Annotated in this window: 22 protein-coding genes and 1 pseudogene; 7 read left to right on the forward strand and 16 right to left on the reverse strand. The window is 31.0% G+C overall.

What is annotated here, in order from left to right; translation table 11 throughout:
* The first annotated feature begins 29 nt into the window (after nt 1-29).
* Entirely contained in the window at nt 30-2,408 is a 2,379-nt protein-coding gene (locus ACU4C5_RS11770; protein ID WP_446844406.1) for a penicillin acylase family protein, read from the forward strand.
* Nucleotides 2,409-2,491: 83 nt separating this feature from the next.
* Here the strand turns inward: ACU4C5_RS11770 and ACU4C5_RS11775 are convergent, their stop codons facing one another.
* Nucleotides 2,492-3,580, reverse strand: coding sequence for a M42 family metallopeptidase (locus ACU4C5_RS11775; RefSeq protein WP_446844407.1), 1,089 nt, complete (start codon nt 3,578-3,580; stop codon nt 2,492-2,494).
* A 181-nt stretch (nt 3,581-3,761) separates the two neighbouring features.
* Here ACU4C5_RS11775 and ACU4C5_RS11780 point away from each other — a divergent pair, with 181 nt between their 5' ends.
* The 4 genes from ACU4C5_RS11780 (at nt 3,762) to trhA (ending at nt 9,812) form a co-directional block, all read left to right on the forward strand.
* Entirely contained in the window at nt 3,762-4,649 is an 888-nt protein-coding gene (locus tag ACU4C5_RS11780; protein ID WP_446844408.1) for an ABC transporter ATP-binding protein, read from the forward strand.
* 29 nt (nt 4,650-4,678) lie between these two features.
* The gene (locus ACU4C5_RS11785; protein ID WP_446844409.1) at nt 4,679-8,329 is read left to right on the forward strand and encodes an ABC transporter permease/M1 family aminopeptidase; all 3,651 of its coding nucleotides are present in this window, start codon (nt 4,679-4,681) and stop codon (nt 8,327-8,329) included.
* Nucleotides 8,330-8,499: 170 nt separating this feature from the next.
* Complete coding sequence (locus ACU4C5_RS11790; RefSeq protein WP_446844410.1) at nt 8,500-9,180, forward strand: DUF4294 domain-containing protein; 681 nt, start codon at nt 8,500-8,502, stop codon at nt 9,178-9,180.
* A 5-nt stretch (nt 9,181-9,185) separates the two neighbouring features.
* Nucleotides 9,186-9,812 (forward strand): PAQR family membrane homeostasis protein TrhA, encoded by a 627-nt coding sequence (gene trhA, locus ACU4C5_RS11795; RefSeq protein ID WP_446844411.1) that lies wholly within the window; start codon nt 9,186-9,188, stop codon nt 9,810-9,812.
* Nucleotides 9,813-9,889: 77 nt separating this feature from the next.
* On the opposite strand, the gene ACU4C5_RS11800 is transcribed toward trhA, so the two are convergent.
* The 7 genes and pseudogenes from ACU4C5_RS11800 to ACU4C5_RS11830 all read right to left on the reverse strand — a co-directional run bounded on the left by ACU4C5_RS11800 (nt 9,890) and on the right by ACU4C5_RS11830 (nt 14,704).
* Complete coding sequence (locus tag ACU4C5_RS11800) at nt 9,890-10,348, reverse strand: PepSY-like domain-containing protein (protein ID WP_446844412.1); 459 nt, start codon at nt 10,346-10,348, stop codon at nt 9,890-9,892.
* Nucleotides 10,349-10,367: 19 nt separating this feature from the next.
* On the reverse strand, nt 10,368-10,793 hold the full coding sequence (locus ACU4C5_RS11805) for a PepSY-like domain-containing protein (protein ID WP_446844413.1): 426 nt from the start codon (nt 10,791-10,793) through the stop codon (nt 10,368-10,370).
* A gap of 59 nt (nt 10,794-10,852) precedes the next feature.
* On the reverse strand, nt 10,853-12,139 hold the full coding sequence (locus tag ACU4C5_RS11810; RefSeq protein ID WP_446844414.1) for a sensor histidine kinase: 1,287 nt from the start codon (nt 12,137-12,139) through the stop codon (nt 10,853-10,855).
* Nucleotides 12,136-12,814 (reverse strand): annotated as a pseudogene (locus ACU4C5_RS11815) (response regulator transcription factor). The gene ACU4C5_RS11810 and the pseudogene ACU4C5_RS11815 overlap by 4 nt, the downstream one beginning before the upstream one ends.
* A gap of 51 nt (nt 12,815-12,865) precedes the next feature.
* Nucleotides 12,866-13,294 carry a DUF4268 domain-containing protein gene (locus ACU4C5_RS11820; RefSeq protein WP_446844415.1) on the reverse strand — a complete coding sequence of 143 codons (429 nt, stop codon included), beginning with the start codon at nt 13,292-13,294 and terminating at the stop codon, nt 12,866-12,868.
* 6 nt (nt 13,295-13,300) lie between these two features.
* Complete coding sequence (locus ACU4C5_RS11825) at nt 13,301-13,972, reverse strand: ZIP family metal transporter (protein WP_446844416.1); 672 nt, start codon at nt 13,970-13,972, stop codon at nt 13,301-13,303.
* The gene (locus ACU4C5_RS11830) at nt 13,973-14,704 is read right to left on the reverse strand and encodes a class I SAM-dependent DNA methyltransferase (RefSeq protein WP_446844417.1); all 732 of its coding nucleotides are present in this window, start codon (nt 14,702-14,704) and stop codon (nt 13,973-13,975) included. It abuts the gene before it with no gap.
* Between the two features lie 242 nt (nt 14,705-14,946).
* Between ACU4C5_RS11830 and ACU4C5_RS11835 the strand changes: the two genes are divergently transcribed.
* Nucleotides 14,947-16,104 (forward strand): THUMP domain-containing class I SAM-dependent RNA methyltransferase, encoded by a 1,158-nt coding sequence (locus tag ACU4C5_RS11835; protein ID WP_446846453.1) that lies wholly within the window; start codon nt 14,947-14,949, stop codon nt 16,102-16,104.
* A gap of 117 nt (nt 16,105-16,221) precedes the next feature.
* Here ACU4C5_RS11835 and ACU4C5_RS11840 read toward each other — a convergent pair whose 3' ends face one another.
* From ACU4C5_RS11840 to rlmD, 4 genes are all read right to left on the reverse strand, one after another.
* Nucleotides 16,222-17,718 carry a carboxypeptidase-like regulatory domain-containing protein gene (locus tag ACU4C5_RS11840; RefSeq protein ID WP_446844418.1) on the reverse strand — a complete coding sequence of 499 codons (1,497 nt, stop codon included), beginning with the start codon at nt 17,716-17,718 and terminating at the stop codon, nt 16,222-16,224.
* A gap of 147 nt (nt 17,719-17,865) precedes the next feature.
* Nucleotides 17,866-18,576 carry a DUF6048 family protein gene (locus tag ACU4C5_RS11845; protein WP_446844419.1) on the reverse strand — a complete coding sequence of 237 codons (711 nt, stop codon included), beginning with the start codon at nt 18,574-18,576 and terminating at the stop codon, nt 17,866-17,868.
* A 13-nt stretch (nt 18,577-18,589) separates the two neighbouring features.
* Nucleotides 18,590-19,153 carry a DUF6452 family protein gene (locus tag ACU4C5_RS11850; protein WP_446844420.1) on the reverse strand — a complete coding sequence of 188 codons (564 nt, stop codon included), beginning with the start codon at nt 19,151-19,153 and terminating at the stop codon, nt 18,590-18,592.
* 31 nt (nt 19,154-19,184) lie between these two features.
* Entirely contained in the window at nt 19,185-20,597 is a 1,413-nt protein-coding gene (gene rlmD, locus ACU4C5_RS11855; RefSeq protein WP_446844421.1) for a 23S rRNA (uracil(1939)-C(5))-methyltransferase RlmD, read from the reverse strand.
* 134 nt (nt 20,598-20,731) lie between these two features.
* Here rlmD and rocD point away from each other — a divergent pair, with 134 nt between their 5' ends.
* A complete protein-coding gene (rocD, locus tag ACU4C5_RS11860) occupies nt 20,732-21,976 on the forward strand; it encodes an ornithine--oxo-acid transaminase (protein WP_446844422.1) in 1,245 nt (414 codons plus the stop codon).
* A 61-nt stretch (nt 21,977-22,037) separates the two neighbouring features.
* On the opposite strand, the gene ACU4C5_RS11865 is transcribed toward rocD, so the two are convergent.
* The 4 genes from ACU4C5_RS11865 to ACU4C5_RS11880 all read right to left on the reverse strand — a co-directional run bounded on the left by ACU4C5_RS11865 (nt 22,038) and on the right by ACU4C5_RS11880 (nt 23,434).
* A complete protein-coding gene (locus ACU4C5_RS11865) occupies nt 22,038-22,406 on the reverse strand; it encodes a DUF2752 domain-containing protein (RefSeq protein ID WP_446844423.1) in 369 nt (122 codons plus the stop codon).
* A 25-nt stretch (nt 22,407-22,431) separates the two neighbouring features.
* Nucleotides 22,432-22,713 (reverse strand): CD225/dispanin family protein, encoded by a 282-nt coding sequence (locus ACU4C5_RS11870; RefSeq protein WP_446844424.1) that lies wholly within the window; start codon nt 22,711-22,713, stop codon nt 22,432-22,434.
* 88 nt (nt 22,714-22,801) lie between these two features.
* Nucleotides 22,802-23,134 (reverse strand): CCC motif membrane protein, encoded by a 333-nt coding sequence (locus ACU4C5_RS11875; RefSeq protein ID WP_446844425.1) that lies wholly within the window; start codon nt 23,132-23,134, stop codon nt 22,802-22,804.
* A gap of 18 nt (nt 23,135-23,152) precedes the next feature.
* On the reverse strand, nt 23,153-23,434 hold the full coding sequence (locus tag ACU4C5_RS11880; RefSeq protein ID WP_446844426.1) for a DUF2752 domain-containing protein: 282 nt from the start codon (nt 23,432-23,434) through the stop codon (nt 23,153-23,155).
* Nucleotides 23,435-23,525: the final 91 nt, after the last annotated feature.

Here is a 23,525-nt window from a genome sequence, read left to right on the forward strand (position 1 = left end):
CGAAATTGACAATCTAAGACTAACTAATAATGAAAAAAGCAATTAAGTATCTTCTAATACTATTAATCGTATTGATCGGAGGTGTATTCATCTATATCAATTCTTTAAAACCAAAACTTTCGGGAAATATAGATTTAAAAGATGTTTCTTCACCAACCACAGCATATATTGATAGTTATGGAATTCCGCATATTTATGCAAATAATACTATAGATGCTATGACAAGTTTAGGGTATTTACACGCACAAGATCGTTTGTGGCAAATGGAGTTAATGAAGCGTATTGCTCCAGGTAATTTATCTGAAATTTTAGGAGAGAAACTTATTGAAACCGATGCGTTTTTTAAAACCCTATCTATTGATGAAGCTACAGAAATTGCAATAAGTAAATTAGATAAAAATGGTTTACCGTATAAAGAAGCTATGGCATATTTAAACGGTGTAAATCAATTTATAGATGAAGGTGCAACGCCAATAGAATTTACTTTGGCTGGTGTAAAAAAGGAACATTTTACACTTAAAGATATGTATAGTGTATTTGGTTATATGGCATTTAGTTTTGCTCAAGCTCAAAAAACTGATCCCTTACTAACTAATATTAAACAACAATTAGGAGGTACTTATTTATTAGATTTAGATGTTAATCCAAACACTAACGGCACCACAATTAAGAGTAATAGTACAATCCCAGAATCGGTTTTAACTGCTATTACCCAAAACATTAATACTATTAGTGAAACACTTCCAATTCCTCCGTTTATAGGAAGTAATAGTTGGGTGGTGTCACCAAGTAAAACCAAATCTGGTAATGTGATTTTTGCTAACGATCCACACATCGCATATGCGCAACCTTCTGTTTGGTACGAAGCACATATTAATACGCCAGATTATGAAATTTACGGCTATTTTATTGCAGGCGTTCCGTTTCCGCTTTTAGGACATAATCGTGATTTAGCTTACGGAATGACGATGTTTGAAAATGATGATATCGATTTTTATCGTGAAGAAAATCATCCAACAGATTCTACACTTTATAAAACGGCTACAGGATATCAGAACTATACATACACTACAAAACAAATTAAGGTTAAAGATAAAGACCCAATTGATTTAGTAGTAAAAAGCACATATCACGGTCCAATAATGAATAATGTTCAAAATGAGATTGAAGAAGAAAACCCGATAGCCATTCAGTGGATTTATACAAAATTAGAGAACAAAACATTAGACGCATTGTACAAAATTTCTCACGCAAAAAATATGCAAGATGTTAAAGAAGGAACGGCTTTAATTCATGCTCCCGGATTAAATATTATGTACGGAGATGCTAAAGGAAATGTTGCTTGGTGGGCAAGTGCAAAATTATATACACATAAATCACATGTAAATTCTAAATTTATTTTGAATGGTGCTAACGGAGAAGATGATATTGTAGATTACTTAGATTTTAGTCACAACCCCATGGCTCAAAATCCGGATTATGGTTATGTGTATTCTGCAAATAATCAACCAGATTCTGTGGCAAATAAACTGTATCCTGGTTATTATTTATCTGAAAATCGCGCCAAACGTATTGTACAATTATTAGAGCCTAAAAACGATTGGAATAAAACAACTATTTCTGAAATGATGAATGATGTAACATCACCTGTTTCTCTTGAAATTATTAAGGAAATATCTAAATATATAAATGAAGAAGATTTAAATGCTTCGGAAAAACAAGCTTTTCAGATCCTAAAAATATGGAAAGGTAATAGTAATACCAATGAAGTTGCGCCTACAATTTATACCAAATTTGTTTTTCGATATTTAGAAAACACGTATAAAGACGAATTAGGAGATACTTATTTTAAGCAATTTTTAACAACACATTTACTAAAAAGAACCATTGCAAAACAGTTGCATAATGATACCTCTGTTTGGTGGGATAATATTGCGACAAGTGAAAAGGAAACAAAAAGTAAAATTCTTACACAATCTTTAAAAGAAACTGTTGCTGCTTTAAATAATCAATTAGGTGCAGATGTGAATTTATGGACTTGGGGAAAAGTTCACACGCTAGAACATGGTCATGCCTTAAGTGCTGTTGAAGCTTTAAAACCCTTTTTTAATGTGGGACCATTTCCTGCAGAAGGTTCAAATGAAGTGATAAATAATATAATGTTTTCTCAAACCGATTCAGGGATTTATGAAAGTAAAGCAGGACCATCAACACGACGTGTTATAGATTTTTCGGATGTAGAAAATAGCTTAAGTATTCTGCCAACAGGACAATCTGGAAACCCGTTTAGTAAACATTATAACGATCAAGCTGAAATGTATATTAATGGAGAATTTAGAAAAATGCTATTGAATAAAACGGAGATAGAAGCGCACTCTACAAAACTAGAATTTAAGGTTTCAGAGTAGAAATTTTATAGAAGTTAAGTTTTAGATAATTAAAAAGGCTATCCGTAATTGGATAGCCTTTTCTAATAAATATATGTGGAATCTTATTTAAAATAAGAAAACGTTTCGCCTTCTTCAATTTTTAATAAAGATTCATAAATCAATTTTATTACATTTTCAACATCTTCACGATGTACCATTTCAACCGTAGTATGCATGTAGCGTAATGGTAAAGAAATTAATGCCGAAGCAACACCTCCGCTACTGTAAGCAAAAGCATCGGTATCAGTTCCGGTAGCACGAGATAGGGCAGAACGTTGAAAAGGAATTGCTTTCTCTTCAGCAGTATCTGTAATTAAATCTCTTAATTTTTGTTGTACAGCAGGAGCATAAGCTATTACTGGACCTAAACCAAGCTCCAAGTGACCTTCTTTTTTCATTTCGATCATTGGTGTAGTTGTATCGTGAGTTACATCGGTAACAATCGCTACATTTGGCTTAATAGTTTGTGCAATCATTTCGGCACCACGTAATCCAATTTCTTCTTGTACAGAGTTGGTAATGTATAGTCCAAAAGGAAGTGTTTTCTTATTTTCTTTAAGTAAACGCGCTACTTCAGCAATCATAAAACCACCCATTCTGTTATCCAATGCACGACAAACAAACTTATCGCCATTTAACACATGAAATTCATCTGGGTAAGTAATAACGCATCCAACGTGAACACCCATTTTTTCAACTTCAGCTTTATCTTTTGCTCCAACATCAATAGTAATATTGTCTGGTTTTGGAGTTTCTTCATTAGCTTTATTACGTGTATGTATTGCTGGCCATCCAAAAACACCTTTTACGATACCTTTTTTAGTATGGATGTTTACAATTTTACTTGGCGCAATTTGGTGATCACTACCACCGTTTCTAATCACGTAAATTAATCCGTTATCAGTAATATAATTTACATACCAAGAAATTTCATCGGCATGTCCTTCAATTACTACTTTATATTTTGCTTCTGGGTTAATTACACCAACTGCACTTCCGTAGGTATCGGTAATAAATTCATCAACATATGGCTTTAAATAATCCATCCATATTTTTTGTCCTTCCCATTCGTAGCCCGTAGGCGCTGCATTGTTTAAATATTTTTCTAAAAAGTCCATAGACTTTTCATTCAGTATACTTTTAGTTGCCATTATTTATGTTTTTTGTAAAGTTGTAAAAAGCATGTGAAAAACTAAAAACAGTTTTCACATAATTAGTGTAAAAATAAAGGGTTTTATTCAGTTATTGAATAATGCATGAGATTTTTTGTAACAAATAGTTGTTTTTAGATACTTATAAAACTGAATGTAGAATTTTAAAAACCGATATTTCATGAAGTTAGTCATTAATAATTTATCCAAAACATATAAAAATGGTGTAAAAGCTATTGATAATTTAAACCTTGAAATTGGAACAGGAATGTTTGGATTGTTAGGACCTAATGGAGCAGGGAAATCATCCTTAATGCGAACTATCGCGACTTTACAGAGTCCAGATTCTGGAACTATAACTTTTGGAGATATTAATGTTTTAGAAGACAACATGGCATTACGAAAAGTGCTAGGATATTTACCGCAATCTTTTGGGGTTTATCCTAAAATGTCTGCCGAAGATTTATTAGACTATTTTGCGACATTAAAAGGGGTGAAATCTAAAACAGATCGAGCAGCTTTAGTGAAAGAAGTTTTAGAAATTACCAACCTTTACGATATGCGTAAAAAGTATGTTGCAGGATATTCGGGAGGAATGAAACAACGTTTCGGAATTGCACAATTACTATTAAACAATCCTAAATTAATTATTGTTGACGAGCCAACTGCCGGATTAGATCCTGCAGAAAGACACCGTTTTTTAAATGTTTTACGCGAAGTTGGTACCAACTCAACGGTTATATTTTCGACACATATTGTAGAAGATGTTAAAGAATTATGTAACAATATGGCGATTGTAAATGGAGGTAGAGTTTTAAAACAAACCACACCATCAAAAGCACGCCAAGAATTAGTAGGTCGTATTTGGACTAAAATTATTGATAGAGATGATCTTGAAGCTCATGAAGTAAAATACAACGTACTTTCTTCAAACTATAACGAAGACAATACTTTAAATATTAGAGTGTTTGCTGATGAGCAACCAGACGAACATTTTAAAAACTCAGAAGCACAATTAGACGACGTGTATTTTATAGCCTTAAAAGAGGACGAACCTGTATTGAGCTAATTTTTAATTAATATTTAAAACGTACACATATGTTTTCTACTATATTTTTTCATGAATTAAAATACTGGATCAAACGTCCTGCATTTTACATTTATACCATTATATTTTTCATATTAGCCATCTTTATGTCGGCTACAACTGCCGGAATATTTGATAGTATTACGGCAACAACTGGATCATCTAGAATTGTAAACTCTCCAATGGGGGTAAACAATTTATTTAACGGTTTATCCATGTTGATTTTCTTTTTATTTCCATCTATAATTGGGGTTTCTGTATATCGCGATTACAAATGCGAAATGCACACCATTTTATACTCGTATCCGTTTACAAAAGCTAATTATTTATTTGCTAAATTTTTCAGTTCAATACTTATTGTTACCTGTGTGGTGCTGTTTGTAGGTTTAGGAATGATGATAGGTTTTAGACTTCCAGGAACCAACTCAGAGCTTGTAACTTCTTTTGATATCACCTCATATTTTAATTCATATTGGTTATTTATTTTACCAAATATTTTACTGTTTGGAGCAATTGTTTTTGCTGTTGTAACGTTTACACGGAATATAGCTGCGGGTTTTATAACCGTTATTTTATTAATGTTTGTACAAGGATTAAGTGAGAGCTTTCTTTCAAATCCAGACAACAGATATCTTGCAGCATTATTAGATCCTTATGGTTCTTCTGCCGTATCATATTATACTAGATATTGGACGGTTTCTGAGCAAAACGAACAACATTTACCTATAAAAGAATTGATTTTATATAACCGTTTAATTTGGTTAGCAGTTTCAAGTTTAATTTTCGGTTTTGTATATAAAGTGTTCTCTTTTAGTCAGAATGCTATTTCATTTTCATTTAGAAAGCAAAAAGGTGTACGTTCAACAAAAAGCAATTTTGGTGGCGTTACACGTATTAAACTTCCAAAAGTAACTTACGATTATTCTGTTATTCAGAATTTAAAAACTACATGGCGAATTTCTAATATAGAATTTAAATATATTGTAAAAAGTTGGCCGTTTATAGCTATTGTTTTAGTAGGATTACTAATTGTTTTAATTGCGTTATCAGATTTTAGTAACCCTTACGGAACACCAACATATCCTAGAACTTGGCGTATGCTAAGAGGAGGAGGAGCGTTTGTAGTTGCTATTAATTTGTGTACATTTTTATACGCAGGAATGCTTGTTAATAGAAGTGAAATTTCTATGATTAATGTGATTGAAGATGTCACTCCAATACCAAATTGGACGTTATTTTTATCTAAATTTATAGCGCTTATAAAAATGCAATTATTGCTATTATCTGTAATTATGGTTTCGGGGATTTTATTCCAATTATATAGCAGTTATTTTGATATTGAAATAGGCTTATATATTAAAGAATTATTCGGTTTAAGATTACTAAATTATATGATTTGGGCATTTTTAGCTTTATTAATTCAAACCTTAATAAGAAATCCATATTTAGGTTTATTTGTAATGATTGTAATCTCTATTGGGTTGCCATTATTATCATTAGCAGGTGTGGAGCAAGCTATTTTTAAATATAATCAAGGTGCTGGTTTTAGTTATAATGATATGAATGGTTACGGCGATTCATTAAGTAGATATATGCTTTATAAATTCTATTGGATTTTACTTGGTGTAGTGTTTATGATTGTGAGTACTTTATTTTGGGTACGTGGTTTACCACATTCGTTTAAAGAGCGTATTCAAATAGCTAAAACAAGATTAACACCTCCTGTAGCTATTGCTTTAGGGGTGTTTTTACTAGCCTTTTTTGCTGTTGGATTTTCAATTTTTAATGAAACCAATATTCAAAACACAAAATACTCTTCAAAAGAAGTTGAGCAGTTACGTGTAGATTGGGAAAAAACGTATAAGAAATATGAAAATGCGTTACAACCACGTATTGTTTCCGTGAAAACGGACTTTAATATCTTTCCAAACACTAGAGATTTTAGTGCGACTGGAGATTATATAATGGTTAATAAAACAGACGCTGCGATTGATAGTTTATATTTAGCGCATAACGAATATCCAAGTACTTTTGAGTTTGATAAAGAAGCAGCTTTAGTATTGGAAGATACCATATATGATTTTGATATTTATGAGTTAAAACAACCGTTATTACCTGGCGATACTTTAAATTTTCATTTCGCATTAAAAAACAAACCAAACACGGTACTTACTACAAATTCGCCAATTACTGGAAACGGAACTTTTATAACAAACATGGGATTATTTCCAAGTTTTGGGTATAGTTCTAGTCAAGAATTAAGCGATAAAAAAACGCGTGAAAAGTACGATTTACCACCAAATACTTCTAAAAGTAAACCGTCTGATTCTACAGCTTTAGGAAATACTTATATTTCAAAGGATAGTGATTGGATAGATTTTGAAGCTACAGTTTCTACTTCGGAAGACCAAATAGCAATCGCTCCAGGATATTTACAAAAAGAATGGGTAAAAGACGGACGTCGCTATTTTCATTATAAAATGGATAGTAAAATCTTAAATTTCTTTGCTTTTAATTCGGCTAAATATGAAGTGAAACGCGATACATGGAATGACGTAAAACTAGAAATTTATTACCATAAAGGGCACGAGTATAATTTAGACCGTATGATGGATGGGATGAAAGCTTCGTTAGCTTATAACAGTAAGAATTTTAGTCCGTATCAACACAAACAATTACGTATTGTTGAATTTCCTAGCGGAAGTTACGCGCAGTCGTTTCCAAACACCATTCCATTTGCAGGAGATGCTGGTTTTATTGCAGATGTAGATGATGATAAAGAAAGTGGAGGAGTAGATTATACTTATGCGATTACGGTACACGAAGTGGCGCATCAATGGTGGGCACATCAAGTTATTGGAGCCGATGTTTTGGGAGCTACAATGCTATCAGAAAGTTTATCGGAATATGTAGCACTAAAAGTGTTAGAAGAACAATTAGGAAAAACGCAAATGCGTAAGTTTTTAAAGAAATCTTTAGATGATTATTTAACGCAACGTACTTTTGAAAGTCTGCGTGAAAATGCACTAATGTATAACGACGGGCAAGGGTATATTCGTTACCAAAAAGGGTCGTTGGTATTTTATGCTCTAAGTGATTATATTGGTGAAGATGTATTGAATAATGCGCTTAAAAAGTATGTAGAAAAAGTGAAATTTCAAGACGCTCCATACACCACATCTATTGATATGGTTAACTTTATTAGAGAAGCAACACCAGATAGTTTACAGTATGTCATTAAGGATATGTTTGAAACGATTACGCTTTATGATAATAAAATAGTTGATGTAACTTCTACCGAATTAGATAACGGAACGTATAAAGTTGATATCGAATTTAACGTGAGTAAATACCGTAATAACGAAAAGGGTAAACCTTACTATTCTGAAACAGATAATGATTCTATTTCTTATTTAGCTGAAGGAAAAAAACGACCAATATTATCGTTACCATTACAAGATTATATTGATATAGGAATTTTTACAACTACCGATGTTGATGGGGAAAATAAAGAAACCGAATTGTATTTACAAAAACATAAAATCACAACAATAGATAATATAATTTCTATAATTGTTGATGAAAAACCTACCGAGGTTGGTGTAGATCCTTACAATAAATTAATTGATAGAAACTCTAACGATAATCGACAAAAACTATAACACACTTAGTTTTTATTTTATAACTAACCCACAAGATCTTTCTTGTGGGTTTTTTGTGTGTTAATTTTAACAGGATTAAACAAGAACATTTTAAATATAAACGTGCTTTTTTGATATTTAGAAAATTGAAATTATTAATTTTGGAACAGTTTTAGATGCCCTATATTATAATGAAGTTATTCCCCCTTTTATTTTGTTTTTTTACCACGGTACTTGTAGCGCAAATTCAACCTGTACCACAAGATTCTACAGCGGTAAAATACATTATTATAGAAGGTGACTCTACAGCAACCTCTGCAATTGAACTAAATGAAGTTATTTTATTAAACCGATTAAAATTTGGCAATAAAGAGGAGCGAAGACGGTATTTAATTTTACGTCGAAAAACAATAAAAGTCTATCCTTATGCTAAGTTAGCTGCCGAAAGATTAACCTCACTTACTGAGCGTTTAGAAAGTTTAGATAGTAAGCGAAATCAAAAAAAGTACGCTAAAATGGTACAGCGTTATATAGAAGATGAATTTTCGGCCGAATTAAAAAAACTTACTAAAACCGAAGGGCAGATTTTAGTAAAACTCATTCACCGCCAAACGGGAAAAACAACTTTTACACTTATTAAAGAATTGCGTAGCGGTTGGCGCGCCTTTTGGTTTCAAAAAACAGCACGTTTGTTTAATATTTCTTTAAAAGAAGAATTTAATCCAATGGAAGTTGAAGAAGATTTTTTAATTGAAGATATTCTGGAACGCGCCTTTCAAAATCAAATATTATCACGTCAGGAACCAGCAATGGATTTTGATTTTTATGACCTTGCCGATAAATGGGCAAAACCTCAAACGACTAAAAACTAAAAACAATGAGAATACAAACCCCTTTTGAAGAAAAATTAAACGCATGGAGTCATGGGATTGGTGCTGTTTTAGGTGTTTTTGGATTAGTTTTAATGATACAATCTATCACATCAAATGCACCTTGGGGATTATTTAGTGTTTGTATTTACGGACTCTCAATTATTATTCTGTTTACGGCTTCAACCTGTTATCACGCCGTAAAAAGTGACAGAAGAAAACATTATTTTAGAATTGTAGACCATATAAGTATTTATATGCTTATCGCAGGAACTTATACACCTGTTTTACTACTCATGTTACCCGATAGTTTAGGTTGGGTATTATTTTGGGTAGTTTGGGGAATTGCTGCTTTTGGAGTGGTTTTAAAAATATTTTTTACCGGAAAATTTGAAATATTTTCAACCTTATTATATTTAGTAATGGGATGGTTAATTGTATTTGATTTTTCAACACTTTCCGATCGTATTGATCATAATGGTTTAATGTTATTATTTGCAGGAGGTGCATTTTATACTATTGGAATTTTATTTTATTCCATTCAAAAAATACCATACAATCATGTGATTTGGCATTTATTTGTGCTTGGTGGCGCAATTTGTCATTTCTTAATGATTTTTAATTACGTGATATAATATCAAACAAAAAAGAAGATTATGTATAACATAATCTTCTTTTTTGTTATAAAATAAGCTATTGTTTAAAGTCTAACTTAATCATTATCAATTCTTATAAAATCACCGTTCATTTCAAACTCTAATTCTATATTGTTGTTTAAGTCTATTTGTTGGTGATTGTATTCTAATTCCCATCCATTAATAAAATTGGTAGGGTAATTTAAAACGACATAATCTAAAATAGCTTGTGGAATTACAGAATTTGGTAATTGATAAAGACTATCAATTTCTATAATTTCAAAATTACTATTAAACTCTAATTGCACAGATTCACTTAAGTAAACCTCATAAGTAATTACATTATCATCTGTATCTTCAATAACTGTATTTGTTGTGTTAGAAGGAAAATGTTGCGCTATATATGCGGTAATTTCACTAGGTATTTGCGCTTCTGTTAATACTATTTCACTATCGTTTGAATTGTTGTCATCGTCATTAGAACATGATGTGAAAATGATAGCGAATAATGCTAAAATGGTTGCTGCTTTTTTCATGATTAAGTTGTTTTTAGGGTTATATTAGTTTTCCGTTTTTAGAAAATAAAAGGTTTCTTTCGTCATCACCTCTTTCAATTTCTACACTGTAAGTTTCAATATTGTTTTCAATAAATTTAATGGCATCATCAATTTTATAACCTTGATATTGGTTGGTAATTGCATCTTTAATTTCTTGAGGTAAATCTGTTCTAGACATTTCTTCAGCATATCTAATTAAATCACCCGATGCGTTAAACCAAGCTTCATAATCGGTGTAAAAACCAATTTCAAACTCTACACTATATTGACTTCCTTGGCGTTCCCATTCTATATCACTAGCTTTTGGAAATTCCTTTTTAAAGTTGTTGATAATTACAGATGGGACTTGGTTTGCTTCAATATCTTGAGCGTAAATACATCCTGTTGCAAACAGGGCAAGCATAAATAATTTTGTTGTTTTCATAACGTCTGTTTTTTATTATAATACAAATGTAGACGGCAATTCTGGAAACAATTTGGAATTTATGCTGGGGTGCTACAATTTTTAAAATCTATTGAAAAACAATGTCTGTTTTCTATAAACTGATAGGTTAGAGGTACGTTGTAATAGTCGGCTATAGATTTACTTATCGCTAAACCAATTCCTGTACTTTGTGATGAATTAGATTCCTTTTGAAAACGATTAAATATGGTTTGCGATTGTAGCGCTCTATCTTTTCCAGTGTTACAAATCGTAATGCTTTGTTTAGAAAATTTAATACGAATATCTCCAGAGCTAATATTATGAATAATCGCATTTTTAATTAAGTTAGATAAAAGAATATCGGCTAAAATAGGATCAATAAAGGCGGTTAAGTTTACAGATGATTGTATATCTATTTTTACATTTTTAAACGCTGTGTAATCTTCAAAATGCGTAACAAGGTCTTTAATTTTTTTATTTATTGAAATTAACTCAGGCTTATCAAACTGTTTATTTTCAATTTTAGCGAGTAATAATAACGATTTATTAAGCTGCGTTAACCTTTGTGTAATACGTAAAACATCGGCAATACTATTAGCATCTTTAGTCTCTAAATGTTCAGAATCTAATAAAAGTTCAAGCTTATTTGCAATGATTGCTAATGGCGTTTGTAATTCGTGAGAGGCATTTTCGGTAAACTGTTTTTGCGAATTATAAGAATCTTTTGAGTGTACAATTAATGCATTTGCGGCATTTTGTAACTCTATAAATTCACTAGTTTTTGTTGCCGTTTTTATAGGTGTTTCATCTTTGTGTAAACGATAGGTTTTTAAACGATCTAGAATGTCGTAAAAAGGGGTCCAAACCTGACGTAATATCACATTATTTATAATGAAAACACTCCCAATTAATATTATAAATAACCATACTATACTCCAAAACGAATCTTCAATTAAATCATCTTCTTCTACTAAAGACGAAATAACTTTTAGCTTATAATACTCGTTTTTATACAAAAAGGCGGTGTGTAATATACGTACAGGCTCAAGATCATTTTCATTTTGGCGATACATTAAAGTATCTTTATAAAGATCTCTATGTTCTAGAATGTTGTGTTTTTTAGTTTTATGAATTTCAAAATTATTCCCTCCAAAATTATCCTGTTCTAATAGTGTAGCATCTGAATATATTTTTTGAATAATTAATAACCTATTATTATCCAAACCATCATCAATACTATCTCTTATTTCGTCTTTTAAATTGAAATAAAAAATCACAGACCAGATGCCAATAATTACAAAGAAACCAACAGAAAGATGGAGTAGAGAACGGTTTAAAAGTTTCATTGTTCAATAAGTTTATAGCCAACACCGTAAACAGATGTGATGTTTACTTCGGCTTCATATTGTTGTATTTTTTTTGCGTAAATTTTTAATTTGATAGTAAATAAAATCAAAATTATCTGCCTGATCAATTTGATCTCCCCAAACATATTCAGCAAGTGCTGTTTTAGTAATAAGTCTGTTTTTATTAAGTAAAAAGTAGTTGAGAATATTAAATTCTTTTCGGTTTAAATGTACTAATTCGCCATTAATAGTTAACGTTCTGTCGTCAATATTTAAGGTTAAATTTGTAAGTGTGATACTGTTTTTTCCTTGTAAATTATTTCTGCGGAATACTGCTTTTATACGAGCAGTAAGTTCTGCTATATGAAACGGTTTGGTTAAATAATCATCGGCACCCAAAGCTAAACCATTTACTTTATCATCAATAGAATTATTAGCCGAAATAATGATTACATTTTCAGATTTCCCTTGCGTTTTTAATTTCTGTAGAATATCTAACCCGCTTCCTCCAGGCAGCATGATATCTAATAAAATACAGTCGTAATCATACACTGATATTTTTTCGATAGCTGTTTGAAAATCATCAGCAGTTTCAATAACATACTGTTCTTTTAAAAGCGATTCTACTAGGGTATTTTGAAGGTCTTTTTCGTCTTCAATAATTAAAATTTTCATCTGATAAAAATAATATTTAAATCTGGAAGAAATTGGGAATTTTAGTCGCTGTTATGCTTTTAAGAAATCTTCATATTCAAGATAGAACTGTTCAAATTTATCCATTTTTTCGTTAAAAAACTCCATAACATCTCGCCATGAATTTTTATTATGAATAGATACTTTTTGTTCTAACGGAATATAAATACGCGATATTTCTTTTGTGTTATCTAAAAAATATTCTTCTTCAAAAATGGCATCCGGTAAAAAATCATCTAATAAAATGGTTTTCATAGATTGCAGTTTTTCCCAATAAGTGATACGGTTTTCAAGATCATCTTCAAGATCTAAAGCAACTAAAGCTGTTTTAGTATCAAAGTGAAATTTAAAACTAAAGCCTTTTATTTTTGTGTCGTACAAGACCCATTTTCTTGGGAAAGACTTTCCAAAACTTGTCCAAAAATCTTCTCGTAATAGGCGTGATTCTTCTTTACTAAACATGCGTTTTTAAATATAATATGCAATAGCAATCCCAGATAGAATGGCTAAAAGTTTGGTTAAACTAAATTTATGTCCTTCATCACTTTCAAATAAAATAGTAGTTGAAATATGAAAAAAGATACCAATTACTATGGCGTTTATGATGGTAATGTAGTTTTCTAAAATGGTTAAATGATGCGAAATAAATGTTCCTAAAGGCGTCATTGCTGCAAATAAGGTTAAAAATGCAGCCACTTTTAATTTACTGCAATTTGAGTATACTAAAAAGGTGGTAATAACTATGGCAATTGGAATTTTATGTACCAAAACACCATAAACCATATCGTTATGTTGGTGTATTGGAAAACCTTCAAGAAAACTATGAATACACAAACTCACAAACAATACCCAAGGAAATGAGTTTGAGTTGGTGTGATGCACATGACCATGTTCGGCACCTTTAGAGAAAAACTCTAAAATGACTTGTATTAAAATACCAAACATGATAAATAGTCCTGTTTTTTTTGCTTCTAGATGTTGGTAAACTTCAGGAAGCAACTCAAAAAGAGTTAATGCTAATAAAAAAGCACCACTAAAAGAGAGTAGGAGTTTGGTATTTAAAGGTTTATCTTTTTTAGAAAATGCCACAAAGACAACTCCTATAATAACTGCTAAAATGGGAAGTAAATATTCTATCATTTATTTAAAAATCATTACTAAACGTTTGGATGTGCTTTTGTGAAATTTATTCAATTTATAATCTCCAAAAATATCCAATAAATAAACACCTGCTTTTTCAAATAGTTGTTCAAAATCTGTTAATGTAAACGCTCTTACACGTTCTTGAAACTTGTATTGCTGTCCGTTATCTTCAAAATTAATATCTTTTATAATATAACCGTCTTCAACATAACGTTTTAAATGGAATGTAATATCATCAACAATTTTTGTTTCTTCCGGAACTAAATTTTCAATAATAAAATCGGTATTCATAAAGTCTATAACTCCAAAACCAAATTCGTTTAAATTTGATTTTATAGCCTTTATAGTTTCTAAATTATCACTTTCTTTTTCAAAATACCCAAAACTAGTAAAGAGATTAAATACAGCATCAAATTGAGATGTGTATGGTAAACTCATATCATGAACGTTAAATTTCAAACTATCGTTTTCAAACTGCTTGGCGTAATTGATACTGTTTTCGGATAAATCTAACCCAGTTACATTATAGCCTAATGTGTTTAAATATACCGAATGACGTCCTTTTCCACAGGCTAAATCCATAATAGTTGCCTGTTCTGGTAAATTTAAATATTGCGTAAGGTTGTCCATAAAAAGTTGTGCCTCGTCATAGCCACGATCTTTATAAAGAATGTGATAATATGGCGAATCAAACCATGAAGCGAACCATTGTGTTGTATCTTGTGTCATAATTTTTGTAGGATAAAAATGCTGTATTTTGTACAGAAGTTTAGATTGTTGTTAGTCGTTTCTCTCTTCTTATTCTTACGATTTGTTGCATTATCTGGTTTAAATTTTAGTATAAACTTGTAGTGTGCAGTATGTCATTAGGTTATGAGAAAACATCAAAATAAAGACTTTAATCCTATTCTAATTTAATATTAGTAATGCCACAAAAATACTGTATTTTTGCAATCTATTTAATAGGAGTGATGGAGAATAATTTTAAAATGGTTGCCAAGACCTTATTTGGCTTTGAAGACTTACTAGAAAGAGAACTCGTGCAAATGGGTGCTCAAGAAGTGAAAAAAGGAATTAGAAACGTAAGTTTTACTGGAGATAAAGGGTTTATGTACAAAGCCAACTTAGGTTTGCGTACAGCCATTAAAATTTTAAAACCAATTACAAGTTTTAAAGTTAATGACGAAAAAGACTTGTATGATAAGGTATACAAAATACCTTGGGGTGATTATATGAAATGTTCGGGAACTTTAGCGATTTCTGCTACAGTGCATTCAGAGCAGTTTACACACTCGCAATACATTGCTTTAAAGACTAAAGATGCTATTGTAGATAGATTTAGAGATCTTGAAGGTGAACGTCCAAATATAGATTTACGTTTTCCAGATTTAAAGATAAATGTGCATATTGATAGAAATCAATGTACTATTTCTTTAGATTCATCAGGAGAATCTTTACATAAAAGAGGTTATAAAACCGCTACAAATATTGCACCTATAAACGAAGTTTTGGCTGCAGGATTAGTAATGTTATCTGGCTGGGACGGACAAAGTGATTTTATTGATCCCATGTGTGGTAGTGGAACACTTTTAGCCGAAGCAGCAATGATAGCATGTAATATTCCACCAAACTTAATGCGTAAAGAATTTGCTTTTGAGCGTTGGGATGATTGGGATGTAGATTTATTTGAGAAAATTGAAGAATCTCTGTTGAAAAAGACAAGAGATTTTCATCATAAAATGATTGGGTATGATAAATCGCCAAGTGCGGTTACTAAAGCTAAAGACAATCTTAAAAATGCACATTTAGATGAGTTTGTAACGATTAAGCACGAAGATTTCTTTAAAACAAGAAAAGCTGGTGACGAGAAGTTACACATGTTATTTAACCCACCTTATGGTGAGCGTTTAGATATTGATATGGAAAACTTTTATGCATCTATTGGTGATACTTTAAAACAGAATTATCCTGGTACAGATGCTTGGTTTATTACATCTAATTTAGATGCTTTAAAACATGTAGGTTTACGTCCATCAAGAAAAATACATTTAATGAATGCAAAGCTAGATTCACGTTTAGTGAAATATGTAATGTATTCTGGAAGTAAAAAAGGAAAATATATGGAGTAGGAGTGCTTTTAGTGTTTATTTTGAAAGAAGTCATACACTAATAAACTTTTGTTTTCATAGCATATAGATATAAAAAAAGCAGCTTTTAAAGCTGCTTTTTTTTGTGAGGTATTGTGTTTAGTCATTTTCCGTTTTTACTTCAAAAGCTTTCATGGTTTCTATTGGTTCAAGTACATTGTAATTTTTCCAGATAGCTGCATCGTATTTATTAAGTTGTTTATAGTCTACAGTTTTACTCTCTGCGGCCGCGTCAAATTGATTTTGATTTAATTTAGTGCTAGATAATATCATAAACTCATTTATAAAAGATGTTGCGCCTTCTATTTTAAAATTAAATGTTATTTTATTTTTTTCTTCACTGTTTTCAATAAACTTTATAGGTCTATTCATGTAGAAATAAGAGTTTGTTTCGTTATTAATATAGTAAGGGTAGTAAAAATTAGTGTCTTCATTTTTTTTATAAATCACTGTTCCTGTGTTAATGGTTTCTTCATATTTAATTCCTAAAAGGAATTTTAAATTTAGTTTGTTTCCAACCTTACCTTCAGCAAATTTATGAGTGAATTTCAAAATAGCATAGTCATCATCTGAAACATAAAGTTTTCCTTCAAATTTCGCTCTGTTTTTTTTAGGTTGATAATCAATAATATAAACTAATTTTCCTTCAATATATGTGATGTTATCAATTGAATATTCGTATAAAGAATGGTCTAAAATAGCATCGAAAATTAAAGACTTATTAAAGTTATATTTTTTTAAGAATGAATTTGTGCTATTTTTAAGATATTCAACAGATTTATCTTCTTTACTATCTTTTTCGTCATTAAAAGATAATGAATCTTCTACCTTAAAGATCCCTGTTTTTATTTTAAAAGTTTTAGTAGTATCTAAATGTGTTAAAATTACATTATATGATTCTTCCTGAACAGCGTCAACAGATCCAGCAGCATTTTTGTCTAATAAATTTGTAGCTTGTGTAATGTTCAATTTTTTTAGGGAGTCATTAATAACATAATAATCCATTAAAATATCTGTATAAGAAGGTATAGGAGGTGTGTTAGCTAGTTTGTCTCCTAATTTTACAAGTTCTTTATTTTGTGTTTTTAATTGTGATTTTTTATATCCTGTAGATTTTTTAAGCTTTAAATCGGCAGTATTTGTTTTAAAGAAAGATGTACTTCTAGAAAAAATTTGATATTTAACATTAGTATGGTTATAGTTTTTGGTTAAATTTTCTTGTACTTTAAACATAATACTATCGGCATTAACCGCTTTGTTAGTTATGTAAACCTCATTTAATGCATTAGTAGCTTCGTTTAATTTTATAATATAATTGTTTGCTTCTAGCGCTTTTATAGTAACTGTTTCAGTTTCATAACCCATATATGAAATGATTAGGGTGTTTTGTTGGTTTGAATTATTAAAATTGACGTTAAAATAACCTTCGGTATTAGATATTGTGCCCTTGTTTTCTGCATATTGTATGGTTGCAAAAGGAACTGGCTCGTTTGTAGATTGGTCAATAATTCTAGCTGTAATTTGTTGTGCGTAACTAAAACAATAACTTAAAGATAATAATAAGAAAAGGAGAAGAGATGTGTGCTTAAATTTCATAAATGAGTTGTTTTTTGTGATGAATAAAAAATTAATATACATAAAAACTTTTATAAAGGTGTGATTGTGTATGTCTTAAAAGATTTAAGCATAAAAAAAGCAGCTTTTAAAGCTGCTTTTTTGTGTTTTGTATAATGAAATGTTTTATTATTCGTCTTCGTCCTTTTCTTTAATAACCTTTTTATCTTTTTTATAAATAGGAATTGAATAAGATATATTATACCCAAAACCCATTCCAAAACCTCCACTATCATAAGTTCTTCCAAAACCAGGAATGTATAAGTTTTCAAAAGAGCCAGGTTCTGTTTGACTTACTAATCCTTTTAATTGGACGTTTAATCCCATGTAAAGATTATTCAGTACTTCAGCTTTAATACCAATCATAATTTCACCCCAAATAGCTGTTAACCCTTTTGAGTCACTAACATTTGATGCTGAAATTGGATTGTCCCAATACGGATTTGAGTTATAAACGGTTAATTCATCTAAATTTTGACTAAAAGTACTAGCGCCTAGTCGAAACCCAAAATAAATCATATTCTGCATGTCTAGCCAGTTTTGATACATATTGTAATCAGCACCTACTTTAAAATAACTTCCTTTTGCAGTAGTGGTTAGATAATCATTAATGGTGGTTTTCTCTTCATTTCCAATTTCTCCAGCAAGATACCATTGGTGTGTTAACCTATAATCGGCATTTAGTTCAAATCCAGAATAATCGTCATCTAAAAATGAGCGTACCAGCTTACTTATATCTGCACCAACACGTAAACCATACTTTTGTTTGTACACTAAAGTATCGCTTTCGGTAGTTTCAGAAGTTTCTTCTTGCGAAAATGATGCTAGCGGAGCTAACATGATTATTATCAGGCTAGTGATAAATATATATGTGTGCTTCGTCTTCATTTTCTATAGTTGTGTTTTCTGTTATTACGTTTATAATCCAAAGATCATCATCATCTTCTTCAATGCGATCTACTTCTGTACCTTCAAAAATAGCTTTGTAACCACAAGCTCTCGATACATAAATAAATTCTGGGGTGTAGGTGATTTCAATAACATCACTATTAGAGGTTGTAGTATCATCGTCATCACTATCGTAATCGGTATTTTTAGTAATTCGAAATCTAGAAGCAGCAGTGATACCTTCTTCATTAAAATTTAATGGTAATGCTATTGAGTCTAATGTAGCGTATAGCAAACTTGTTGTGCTATCTTCAACTAAATCTTCTAAAACATTACCATCTGCATCTATTCCTTGTATAGAAAGAGCATCAACTTCTTTAAGATCTTCAGGATTATTTACATCATAAAATGTAATAATTACACGAGGTGTTGTAGATGTGGTTTCTGCACAAATATCATCTTTTTCGCAGCTAAAAACCAGCAAGCTAATTGCGGCAATAACTAATAATGTGTATTTAAAATATGTCATTTTATATAATGATTAACGATCTATGATTAAATTAACGCAGCTCTAAAAGTACCACATTTTCTACGTGAAATGTTTGAGGAAACATATCTACAGCTCTTACTTTAGTTACCTTATAAAGTTCATCCATCAATTGTAAATCTCTTGCTTGTGTAGCACTATTACAACTTACGTATACCACTTTTTTAGGTGCAATATTTAATATTTGTTGTACAACATCTTTGTGCATACCGTCACGTGGTGGATCAGTAATAATAACATCTGGATGCCCGTGTTGGTTAATGAAACTTTCGTTAAAAACGTTTTTCATGTCTCCTACATAAAACTCAACGTTATCTATGCCATTTAATTGTGCATTTTCTTTTGCAGCGGTAATTGCATCGGGTACAGCTTCAACACCAACCACTTTTTTTGCTTTTTTAGCAACAAATTGTGCAATAGTTCCTGTTCCAGTGTATAAGTCGTAAACCAATTCGTCACCTTCTAATCCTGCAAAATCTCTAGTGATTTTATACAGTTCGTAAGCTTGTTTTGAGTTGGTTTGGTAAAAAGATTTTGCATTAATTTTGAATCTTAACCCTTCCATTTCTTCAAAAATATGGTCTAATCCTTTAAAGCAAATTACTTCTTGGTCATAAATCGTGTCGTTTGCTTTTGAATTTACTACATATTGTAAAGATGAAATCTGCGGAAAAGTTTCAGCTAAATAATTTAATAGCAGCTCACGTTTTTCTTTATCTTCTTTAAAGAATTGAACCATTACCATAAGATCACCGGTAGTTGAAGTTCTAATCATCATGGTACGTAATAATCCGGTTTGATTTCTAGTATTAAAAAATTCTAATTCATTTTCAATAGCAAAATCTTTAACCGCATTTCTTATCGCATTTGATGGTTCTTCTTGTAACCAACATTTATTAACGTTAAGAATTTTATCCCACATTCCTGGAATATGAAATCCTAAAGCATTACGATCTCCTAAATCTTCATCAGACTGAATTTCTTCAACAGTTAACCATCGGCTATCGCTAAAAGAAAATTCCATTTTATTTCTGTAAAAATATTGTTCAGCAGATCCTAAAATAGGTGTTACCTCAGGTAGCTCTATATGACCAATACGTTTTAAGTTGTTTTCAACTTCACTTTGTTTATATTCTAATTGGTATTTATAATCCATGTATTGCCACTTACAACCACCGCAAGTTCCAAAATGCTCACATTTTGGCTCGGTACGTTTTGGTGATAATGTATGAAAGTTTGTTGCTTTACCTTCATAATACGCTTTACGCTTTTTTGTGGTTTGGATATCAACCACGTCACCTGGTACGGCATTTGCTATAAATATAACTTTACCATCTGGTGCTTTTGCAATTGCTTTTCCTTTAGCACCTGCATCTATAACTTCAATTTGCTCGAAGATTTGTTTTATACTCTTTCGTCTTCCCATTTTGCAAAAATAGAATAAATGGCGTTAATTATTCTAAAAATCACATAAGATTTAGTAATTTGCACACACTACAATACCGGATGATTTCTCTCCCCAAGAAGGAATAGCAAATTATATAATTAAAAACGAATAAAATGGCAGTTTTAGACCAATTGACTTCTGAGCAAGCAATAGATTTAGAAAACAAATACGGTGCACACAATTATCACCCATTACCAGTAGTATTAAGTAAAGGTGAAGGTGTATTTGTATGGGATGTTGAAGGAAAAAAATATTACGATTTCTTATCGGCATATTCAGCAGTAAACCAAGGACATTGTCACCCAAAAATTGTTGGAGCTATGGTAAATCAAGCTCAAACATTAACATTAACGTCAAGAGCGTTTTATAACGATATCTTAGGGACTTACGAAAAGTATGCTACCGAGTTATTTGGTTTTGATAAATTATTACCAATGAATACTGGTGCAGAAGCTGTTGAAACGGCTTTAAAAATATGTCGTAAATGGGCTTACGAAGTAAAGGGCATTAATGAAAATGAAGCAGAAATAGTAGTTTGTGAAAATAACTTTCATGGACGTACTACAACTATTATCTCTTTTTCAAACGATCCTGTAGCACGTAAAAACTTTGGTCCTTATACAAATGGGTTTATCAAAATCGCGTACGATAATCTAGACGCATTAGAGGAGCAATTAAAAAGCAACTCTAATATTGCAGGATTTATGGCTGAACCTATTCAAGGTGAAGCAGGTGTATTTGTTCCTAGTGAAGGGTATTTAACTAAAGCAAAAGCATTATGTGAAAAATATAATGTCTTATTTATTGCTGATGAAGTACAAACCGGAATCGCAAGAACAGGAAAAATGTTAGCTGTTGATCATGAAAATGTAAAACCAGATGTTTTAATCTTAGGAAAAGCTTTAAGTGGAGGTGCTTACCCAGTATCGGCAGTATTAGCTAATGATAATGTGATGAACGTTATTCAACCAGGAAATCACGGAAGTACTTTTGGTGGTAATCCAGTAGCAGCAGCAGTGGCTATTGCCGCTTTAGAAGTTATTAAAGACGAAAAATTAGCTGAAAATGCTGAAGCTTTAGGGCAATTGTTCCGAAGTGAATTAAATACATATATTGAAACATCAAACCTTGTTAACCTTGTAAGAGGTAAAGGACTTTTAAATGCCATTGTAATTAACGATGACGAAGAAAGTGAAACGGCTTGGAATATTTGTATGGCTTTACGTGATAATGGATTACTTGCAAAACCAACGCATGGTAATATTATACGTTTTGCACCACCATTGGTAATGACTAAAGAACAGTTATTAGATTGTGTGAGTATTATTACAAAAACACTAAAACAGTTTGAAGTGTAAGTTTTAAATTGAAGTAATACTAAAAAAGCGACCAAATGGTCGCTTTTTTTTATTTCTAAATTTAAGGAGCTAATTCTGTAAAAGGAAAATAATTGATGTTTCTTAAAACCCAAAATAAAATGACAAGACCTAAAATAATATGTGTAGTTATTGGTTTGTGAAGTAGGTTTTTATAGGTTTTTTGAGTCTTTTTTTCTAAAAGAAATAAAACCGATTTATAACCTAAAACAAAAGTAACGAGTACTATAAGATAGTTGTGACGTATACCGTTTATAATATGCCCGTTTACAATATCATGTATACCTCTTTGTATGCCACAACCAGGACAATGAATACCTGTTACGGTATAAAACGGACATTTAGGAAATATATCATATTCGGAAGGGCTCCAAAAAAAATATAGTGATAATCCTCCTAAGAGTACTATCACTATAATTATATATGTTATGATTTTTTTAATAGTCACCACCGCTACTAGCTATTGCTCCAAACATTGCAATTCCAAAAATTAATAGGTAAAGTAAAATACCTACAGCAGCAACAACAATAGATACAATTCCCCATGTTTTTGCATTTTTAGATGCACGCTCAGCTTCTTCATATCTACCATCTTCATATAAAGTATTTACTTTTGAAGAGTAAACAATACTTACAATACCTGAAGGTAAACAGCACATTACAGTACTAATTATTGCTAAAGCTAGGTAATTGCTAGGTCTTTGTGGTCTGTTTTCCATGTTAAAAAAATTATAGTTTTATTTTAAGGTGGTAAATGTAATAAAAAAAAGCGACCTGTTGGTCGCTTTTTTATAGTATAGATAAGGATTAACGTCCTTGCATTTCTTCTAATCTTTGTTGCATTAATTCTGGATCTTGTAATGCATCTAATCCAATAGTATTTATGGTCCATATAATCATACCAATAAAAATTACGCTAATTACAACGCCTATTATAGCCATAATTTTACCGGCTTTTACATTTCCAATACCTGTATAGTCTTCTGGAGATTCGTTATATAATTTAGTCGCTTTTGTTGCAAGTATAATTGCTACGATAGCACAGATAATTCCTGGGACACCATAACAACAAGCTCCTAAAATTGATAAAATACCCATCACAAGTATTAAGGTTGCATTTGGTAAAGTTTGTTTTTCCATGTGATAATTTAGTTTTAGTTAAAAGTGTTTTAAGTAATAGTTTATTAATATAATGCTAATATTCAAAATAAAAAGTGCTAATACAACTTTATGTCCATTTTTAAATTTAAAAATGATATGAGCTATTAAAAATAGTGCCAAAATAATTAATGTATATATGGCTGGATACATTTTAAATGCTGCTACAAATTCTCCTTGAAATAATAAAGCTAATGCACGTTGTGTACCACAACCTAGACATTCTACATTATAATTTTTTTTCCAAAAACAAGACAACATGTATTCTTCTGGTGAAGACATAAATTTTAGTATATTAAACTGCAAATGTAAAGAAATATATAAAAAGGAATTGTTTTTTAGCAACAGCTTATTTCAAATGGTTATTGAAATC

The sequence above is a fragment of the Lacinutrix undariae genome, from assembly GCF_052934785.1.

Coding starts and splice junctions, on each gene's coding strand:
- ACU4C5_RS11770 (WP_446844406.1), top strand. CDS start 30: ATGAAAAAAGCAATTAAGTATCTTCTAATACTATTAATCGTATTGATC.
- ACU4C5_RS11775 (WP_446844407.1), bottom strand. CDS start 3,580: ATGGCAACTAAAAGTATACTGAATGAAAAGTCTATGGACTTTTTAGAA.
- ACU4C5_RS11780 (WP_446844408.1), top strand. CDS start 3,762: ATGAAGTTAGTCATTAATAATTTATCCAAAACATATAAAAATGGTGTA.
- ACU4C5_RS11785 (WP_446844409.1), top strand. CDS start 4,679: ATGTTTTCTACTATATTTTTTCATGAATTAAAATACTGGATCAAACGT.
- ACU4C5_RS11790 (WP_446844410.1), top strand. CDS start 8,500: ATGAAGTTATTCCCCCTTTTATTTTGTTTTTTTACCACGGTACTTGTA.
- trhA (WP_446844411.1), top strand. CDS start 9,186: ATGAGAATACAAACCCCTTTTGAAGAAAAATTAAACGCATGGAGTCAT.
- ACU4C5_RS11800 (WP_446844412.1), bottom strand. CDS start 10,348: ATGAAAAAAGCAGCAACCATTTTAGCATTATTCGCTATCATTTTCACA.
- ACU4C5_RS11805 (WP_446844413.1), bottom strand. CDS start 10,793: ATGAAAACAACAAAATTATTTATGCTTGCCCTGTTTGCAACAGGATGT.
- ACU4C5_RS11810 (WP_446844414.1), bottom strand. CDS start 12,139: ATGAAACTTTTAAACCGTTCTCTACTCCATCTTTCTGTTGGTTTCTTT.
- ACU4C5_RS11820 (WP_446844415.1), bottom strand. CDS start 13,294: ATGTTTAGTAAAGAAGAATCACGCCTATTACGAGAAGATTTTTGGACA.
- ACU4C5_RS11825 (WP_446844416.1), bottom strand. CDS start 13,972: ATGATAGAATATTTACTTCCCATTTTAGCAGTTATTATAGGAGTTGTC.
- ACU4C5_RS11830 (WP_446844417.1), bottom strand. CDS start 14,704: ATGACACAAGATACAACACAATGGTTCGCTTCATGGTTTGATTCGCCA.
- ACU4C5_RS11835 (WP_446846453.1), top strand. CDS start 14,947: ATGGAGAATAATTTTAAAATGGTTGCCAAGACCTTATTTGGCTTTGAA.
- ACU4C5_RS11840 (WP_446844418.1), bottom strand. CDS start 17,718: ATGAAATTTAAGCACACATCTCTTCTCCTTTTCTTATTATTATCTTTA.
- ACU4C5_RS11845 (WP_446844419.1), bottom strand. CDS start 18,576: ATGTTAGCTCCGCTAGCATCATTTTCGCAAGAAGAAACTTCTGAAACT.
- ACU4C5_RS11850 (WP_446844420.1), bottom strand. CDS start 19,153: ATGACATATTTTAAATACACATTATTAGTTATTGCCGCAATTAGCTTG.
- rlmD (WP_446844421.1), bottom strand. CDS start 20,597: ATGGGAAGACGAAAGAGTATAAAACAAATCTTCGAGCAAATTGAAGTT.
- rocD (WP_446844422.1), top strand. CDS start 20,732: ATGGCAGTTTTAGACCAATTGACTTCTGAGCAAGCAATAGATTTAGAA.
- ACU4C5_RS11870 (WP_446844424.1), bottom strand. CDS start 22,713: ATGGAAAACAGACCACAAAGACCTAGCAATTACCTAGCTTTAGCAATA.
- ACU4C5_RS11875 (WP_446844425.1), bottom strand. CDS start 23,134: ATGGAAAAACAAACTTTACCAAATGCAACCTTAATACTTGTGATGGGT.
- ACU4C5_RS11880 (WP_446844426.1), bottom strand. CDS start 23,434: ATGTCTTCACCAGAAGAATACATGTTGTCTTGTTTTTGGAAAAAAAAT.